5 protein-coding genes are annotated in these 6,540 nt (G+C 58.7%); 4 read left to right on the forward strand and 1 reads right to left on the reverse strand.

Going from position 1 to position 6,540, the window contains the following annotated elements; all coding sequences use genetic code 11:
* Positions 1-84 precede the first annotated feature (84 nt).
* From D6877_RS04285 to ptuB, 4 genes are all read left to right on the forward strand, one after another.
* The gene (locus D6877_RS04285) at positions 85-672 is read left to right on the forward strand and encodes a YecA family protein (RefSeq protein ID WP_016771143.1); all 588 of its coding nucleotides are present in this window, start codon (positions 85-87) and stop codon (positions 670-672) included.
* A gap of 10 nt (positions 673-682) precedes the next feature.
* Positions 683-1,078 (forward strand): YbaN family protein, encoded by a 396-nt coding sequence (locus D6877_RS04290; protein ID WP_130909958.1) that lies wholly within the window; start codon positions 683-685, stop codon positions 1,076-1,078.
* Positions 1,079-1,202: 124 nt separating this feature from the next.
* On the forward strand, positions 1,203-2,594 hold the full coding sequence (locus tag D6877_RS04295) for an AAA family ATPase (protein ID WP_130909959.1): 1,392 nt from the start codon (positions 1,203-1,205) through the stop codon (positions 2,592-2,594).
* Between the two features lie 13 nt (positions 2,595-2,607).
* Positions 2,608-3,255: a retron Ec78 anti-phage system effector HNH endonuclease PtuB gene (ptuB, locus tag D6877_RS04300; RefSeq protein WP_130909960.1), complete on the forward strand. Its 648-nt coding sequence runs from the start codon at positions 2,608-2,610 to the stop codon at positions 3,253-3,255.
* A 309-nt stretch (positions 3,256-3,564) separates the two neighbouring features.
* On the opposite strand, the gene D6877_RS04310 is transcribed toward ptuB, so the two are convergent.
* Positions 3,565-6,540 (reverse strand): type I secretion C-terminal target domain-containing protein (locus tag D6877_RS04310; protein ID WP_130909962.1); only part of this gene is annotated, 2,976 nt, incomplete at its 5' end.

Below are 6,540 nucleotides of genomic sequence, written 5' to 3' on the forward strand. Positions count from 1 at the left end.
CGGGCAAATCTGCCAAGCGGCTGGCTAGAGCGCGCAAGAAGGCCTAGAATTCCCGCATTGTTTATTCCCCAAGGTAGCCCCGTAATGTCCTTCGCTGAGCAACTGACCCGCCTGCAAGTCTTCCTCGACGCCGACGAGCTGCACGACGAGGCGCTGGATTACGTCGCCGCCCACGGTTACCTGACCGCGCTGTCGATCTGCTCCGAAGACGTTCCGGAGCGCGAGTGGATCGACGCGCTGTTCGCCGAAGAGCCGCATTACACCGACGAAGCCCAGCGTGCCGAAATCGAAGCCACACTGATCGGCCTCAAAGCGCACATCGCTCGCCAACTGGCCTCGGATGAAGAATTCGAATTGCCGTGCGAACTGGATCTGGGCGAAGAGCCGGACGACTCCGAACTGCGTGGCTGGTGCATCGGCTTCATGGAAGGCGTATTCCTGCGCGAAGCGGCCTGGTTTGAAACCGCCGAAGAAGAAGTCAGCGAAATGCTCCTGCCGATCATGGTCGGCTCCGGCCTGTTCGACGAACAGCCTGAGTTCGAAGACATCGCCAAGGACGCCAATCTGATGGACGACATGATCGTGCAGATCCCGGAAGCCCTGACCGCGCTGTACCTGCTGTGCCAGGCCCCCGACGAAAAACCGGCGATCCTCAAGCCTCGTCACCACTAAGACCCGGCCTATGGACAACCCCATAGGCAACCGCCCCCTGATGTTGCGCTACGTCCTGCTGGCCATCGGCTGGCTCAGCGTGGCATTGGGGGTGATCGGCATCTTCCTGCCGGTCCTGCCCACCACCCCCTTCCTCCTGCTCGCCGCAGCCTGCTTCGCGCGCAGCTCACCACGCTTCTATCGCTGGCTGGTCGAACACCCACGGCTGGGGCCATGGATTCGCGACTACCTCGAAGGCAACGGCATCCCGCTCAAAGGCAAGGTCTACGCGATCGGGCTGATGTGGGCGAGCATCCTGTTCTCGTGCTATCTGGTGCCGCTGGTTTGGGCGCGAGGGTTCATGCTGACCAGTGCCGTGCTGGTGACGGTCTATATTTTGCGGCAGAAGACGTTGCGCAAATCCTGACACATGCCGTTAGCAGTGAGCAGGTATTCACCTGAATTCAATAACAGTAGAATTTGCGCCACGTTGGCCGACGCAAATACTGCCCCTGCCGTAGCCTGACATCGGTCCACATGGAGGAACGTCTTTGAAACTGATCAGGCTCGAACTGGAAAACTATCGCTGCTTCCCCGCGCTGACACTCGAACTGGATAAACAGCTGACATTGCTGGTCGCACGTAACGGTCAGGGCAAGACGAGTTTGCTGGATGCCATCAAGATTGCGTTGTGGCCGTTTGTACGCGGTTTTGATTTGGGCAACGCGCCTCTGACGGGTATCCAGTCTGACGACGTCTTCTTACGTCCGGTCGATGCGCATCAGATGGAGCCCTCTCTTCCCGCTCGTTTGACGGCGCATGCTGACTTCAAGGGTGCCGAAAGTTATTGGTCGCGCAGTCGCATCAGTATCCGCAAAGGGACTAAAACCCGTAGCGACAAAGGCGCAAGGGCTCTGGAAAACAGCGCCAGAAACCTGCAGCGGCGCATATTTGCTAACGCTTTGAATGACGTTACCGAAACGATCGAACTACCCGTACTCGCTTACTACGGTACGAGTCGTCTCTGGAGGGATAACACTCCGGGGTCAGAGGCAATCGATAACGCTGAGTTCTCGAGGACCTATGGTTACCGAGACAGTCTTGATCCGGCATCCAATTACAAACAGTTCAGCAAATGGTATACGCGAATCTTTCGCAGCTATCGTGAAGAGCAGATTCGCAGCCTGGAACGCGGACGAAGCAGTTCTGAAGTCAAAGATGAGTTCTTGAATCCGGTCAAAGCCATCCAGGCCGCAGTCAACTCAATGCTTGAATCCCGAACCGGATGGCGAAATCTGGCTTACAGCAGTGAGTTCGCGGATCTGGTACTGGAGCATCCAGTCCACGGGACGCTGAAAGTCAGCCAACTTAGCGACGGTATCCGCAATATTGTTGCCCTGGCGGCGGATATCGCCTATCGCTGCATCAAGCTGAACCCTCACCTTGGCATTACCGCGCCGCGCGAATGCACTGGTGTAGTGTTGATCGACGAGATCGATATGCACCTTCACCCAGAGTGGCAGCAAACAGTCGTACCTGATTTGCTTGGCGCATTTGCGAACATTCAGTTCGTTGTGACTACGCATAGTCCGCAGGTGATTTCATCCGTTGAGGCTAAATGCATTCGTATCCTGCACACGGTAACTGACGATAAATCGCAGCAAGTCAGAATCAGCAACGTCGAACAACAAACGCAGGGGGTCGCCAGCTCTCAGGTCCTGGCCTACGTGATGGGCATTGACCCTACCCCGGACAATGAGCCTTCGCGCAAATTGAGTGACTACAAAGCGTTGATTCAGCAAGATCATCATGAATCGCAACAAGGCTTGTTGCTGCGCGAGTTCCTGGATATGCATTTCGGCGCTGAACACCCTGACATGCTTGATTGTAATCGGTTGATTCGACTTGAAAAATTCAAGCGCAAACAACTGACGCAAAAATAAGGAAATCTCAAGCATGCGGAAGTTGATTCGAGGTACGGCTCCAACCTGTCTAGCGAACTATCAGCATGGATCAGATAGATGGGCTGATATGATGCACACGGATAAAGAGCAGATCCGGCAGTGCCTTCAATCGATGCAAGACACACGTTGCGCATACTGCGAAGCAGATATCAGCACACCGGGCAATTCGCATATCGAGCACTTCCGACAAAGACACGGATACCCACAAGGTACTTTCGAGTGGACCAATCTCTTCCACTCATGTTGTCGCGAAGAAGCCTGCGGGAAATTCAAGGACAATTGCCCTCCCTACGATCACCGCAACCTGCTCAAACCTGACGAAGATGATCCGGACGATTTTCTGCTTTTTGTCAGTGACGGCACGATCAGCCCACTTGCCAATCTGAATGATCAATCGCGAATTCGCGCCGTCGAGACGCTGCGAATATACAATCTGGATGCGCAAAACGGAGCCTTGCGGGCGATGAGACGCGAGGCTATCCGCCCCCACCTGAAAACTGCCCAGGATCTGATGGATCTGGCCGGAGATCTTTCGCCAGACGACGTGGCGACATTCCTTCAGGACGAAATCCAGAATACTGAACACCTGCCATTCTCTACCGCCATTCGACACACCCTTTCGAATTCACCAACTGTTTAAAAGACACTCGCAGATACACCTCTCAGGCTACATATCCTTGCGCTTTGGCCTACAGCTACGCCAGCATCCGCCCAATCGGGTGCTGGATAATCTGGAGTTGCCGCAGCAGCAAGCCTCACGATGATCGTTCCTATGCTCTGCGTGGGAATGCCTCAAGGGACGCTCCGCTGTCCAGCTGTGGATGGGGGAAAGCGTCTCGGGCTGCATTCCCACGCAGAGCGCGGGAACGATCTCACATCTGCCCAGACACACAAACCCGCCGACCCCGAAACAACCGGGGCGGCGGGTTTTGTCGTTTCAGATCTCAGGTCAAACCGTATCCACCTTCAGCGAATGATCATTAAGCATCCCGCTGATGATCGTCGCCGTGTCATGCCCCCCAGCCACCATGCCGCCTGCGCCGGGTGTCACGCCGTAGTGGCTGGCGAGGTTGACGCCGGCGAGGTCGATGGTCTGGTTCGGCGTGGCGCCGGCCATGGCGCTGACGTCGATGCTGGTCATCACCGAGGCGCCGCTGCCGCTGACGGTGAAGTGCAGGTAGTCATCGAGCGACGCGGTGCTGGTGTTTTCGCCTTGCAGCAGTTGCGACAGGTCGAGTTTGTCGGTGCCGGGGGTGAAGTCGGTGATCAGGTCGTGGCCGCTGTTGCCCTTGAGCCACTGGAAGGTGTCGGCCCCTGCCCCGCCGGTCATCGTGTTGTTGCCCATGCCACCGATCAGCAAGTCATCGCCAGCGCCGCCATTGAGGAAGTCGTTGCCGAGGCCACCGTTGATCACGTTGTTGTTGCCGTCGCCGATGAGGCTGTCGTTGAAGTTCGAGCCGATCAGGTTTTCGATACCGATCAACGTGTCGGTGCCGGCGCCGAGGGTGTTTTGCGCACCGAGCAGGCCGAGGTTGACGGTGACGGCGGCCGTGGCGTGGACGTAGCTGGCGGTGTCGCTGCCAGTGCCGCCGTCGAGCAGGTCATTGCCGGCACCGCTGTAGAGCAAGTCGTTGCCGCCGTCGCCGTGCATTTCGTTGTTGCCGGAGCCTGCGGTGAGCACGTCGTTGCCTTCGCCGGCGTTGATCACGTTGTTGCCGCTGCCTGCCACCAGCACATCGTCGTCAGCGGTGCCGGTCAGGGTGTGGCCGTCCTGATAGCTGATGCTGACGTTGGCCGTGTCGCTGCCGCCGTGGTTGTCGTTGGCGGTGTAAGTGCCGTGGTAGTCCGGTGTGATGTCATGGGCCCCGGCGTAGTTGAGGGTCATGGTCAGTTGGTAGTTTTCCGCGGCGTTGGGGTTGCCGCCGCTATTACCAATATTGGTGATGTGGATCTGGTAGACGCCATCCGCCGAGGCGGTAAGCGTTTGCCCGTCCGCCAGCGCGGTGTAGGCGCCGCCGTTGAGCGAGTACTCCATGCTGATCCGACCGGCGTCCAGATTGTGATCGAGGTTGAGGGTTTCGCCCTGGCGCAGGTTCACGGTAATGCGGTCTTCATCGTTGGCATTGCTGTTGCTCACCATGCCGAGATAACCGCTGACCACCAGCACGGCAGTCATGGTCGCAGCATTGGCGCTGAAGGCGCTGCGCACGTTGGCCAGGTTCTGGTTGGCCGCGCTGTTGCTCTGGTTAGTGAAGCCGATCAGGCCGCTGCCGGTGAAGTCCGCCGCTTTCGACACCCATCCGGTGTTGAAACTGGTTGGCGTGGCGCTGAGGCTGTCGCCGTTCGGATCGGTGTCGTTGGCCAGCAACAGCTCACCTGGCACCACGATGTTGCCCGACAGCACGTTGGTGATGACGTGATCGTCCATCGCTACTGGCGGCGCGTTGGGAATCACTTTCACGGTCAACGTTGAGCTGGCCAGATCGCCGTCGTTGTCGCTCACGGTGAAGCCGATGTTTTCGGTGATCACCACTGCGGTGGTTTTCTGCGAGGTGTAGCTGTATTCACCAGTGTCGAGATTGACCACCAGCGTGCCGCTGTTGTTGGTGGCGATGCTTACGGAGTTGTTGGCGGTATTGAAGGTGCCGTGGTTGGCGCCGCCGCTCGCGGTCAACGAACCCTGGCCGCTGAGGGCTTTCGGATCGTAGGTGTAGGTGGTGCCGTCGACCATGATCGACTTGATAAAACCGCCATCAGCGCCGAACGAACCACCGTCACCCAGCAGCGAACCGGTGACCGGCGCGCCTTGAACAGTGCCGGACAGCACCGAGTTGAGCTGGTTGAGATCGGTGACCACCACGGCGTTGGTGTTGGTGTGGCTGATGCCATCGTAGGCCAGCGGATCGAGGTAGGCATTGCTCACGCCGTCACCCAGGCCGATCGCGTAGTTCTTGATGTTGTTGGCATCAAGGAAGTTTTTCAGAGCGGCCTCGTCAGCCGTGCCGATGTCGCCCTCGTTGGGCTTGCCGTCGGAGAAGAAGTAGCCGACGTTCTGTGCCCCGGTGAGTTTGCCGGAGGTGTTGAACGCGGTCTGCATCACCGCCACGGCGGCATCGTAGTTGGTGCCGCCGCCGGCGTTGAGGCCGGCGAGCAATGTCTTGGCAGTAGCGACATCGACCCACACCGTGGTGCGGTCGGCGGCATTGCTGCTGAACGTCACCAACTGCACTTTCACATCGCCCAGATCATCGTACTTGTCGAGCAAGGCGCCAATGGCCTGCTTGGCCAGTGCCAGCCGCGACAGGCCCGGCACCCCAGAGGGATCGGCCATGCTGCCGGAGATGTCGAGGACGATGAGGATGTTCGAATCGATCTCCACTGCGGTAACCGAGCGATCCGAGGCAACGGCTTTCGGCACGTCGTCGACGATGTTCACCACGAGGGTGCTGGTGGTGCTGTTGCCCAGTGCATCGGTGGCTTTGTAGGTGAACGTTTCGCTCAGGGTGTTCGGCCCGTCGTTGGCGCTCGGCGCGGTTTTCGCTGCCGACGTCAGCGTGTAGGTGTAGGTGCCGTCGGCGTTGAGCTGCAGTTGTCCGTAGCTGCCGGTGGCGTTGCCGACCAGGGTGTAAGTGATCGCGCCGCTGCCGCCACTGACCGAACCGACCAGCGTGCCGCTGGCGGTTTCGCCGGTATTGCCCGGATCGCTGCCGGTGACTGTGCCGGGGGCCAGGTCAGTGCCATCCTTGCTCAGGTCGAGGGCTTTTTCATAGACGGTGACGTCGGTGTCGCTGACGGCGACCAGGCAGCTGTCATGCACATCGATGGTGATGGTGGTGGTGCTTTCATCGCCGTCGGAATCGCGCACGGTGTAGGTGAATACATCCACCGCGCCCGGGCCGTTCACCGCGTTCGGATTGCTGTGATA

The sequence above is a fragment of the Pseudomonas sp. Sample_9 genome (assembly GCF_004307535.1).
GTDB lineage: Bacteria > Pseudomonadota > Gammaproteobacteria > Pseudomonadales > Pseudomonadaceae > Aquipseudomonas > Aquipseudomonas mercuritolerans.

Coding starts and splice junctions, on each gene's coding strand:
- D6877_RS04285 (WP_016771143.1), top strand. CDS start 85: ATGTCCTTCGCTGAGCAACTGACCCGCCTGCAAGTCTTCCTCGACGCC.
- D6877_RS04290 (WP_130909958.1), top strand. CDS start 683: ATGGACAACCCCATAGGCAACCGCCCCCTGATGTTGCGCTACGTCCTG.
- ptuB (WP_130909960.1), top strand. CDS start 2,608: ATGCGGAAGTTGATTCGAGGTACGGCTCCAACCTGTCTAGCGAACTAT.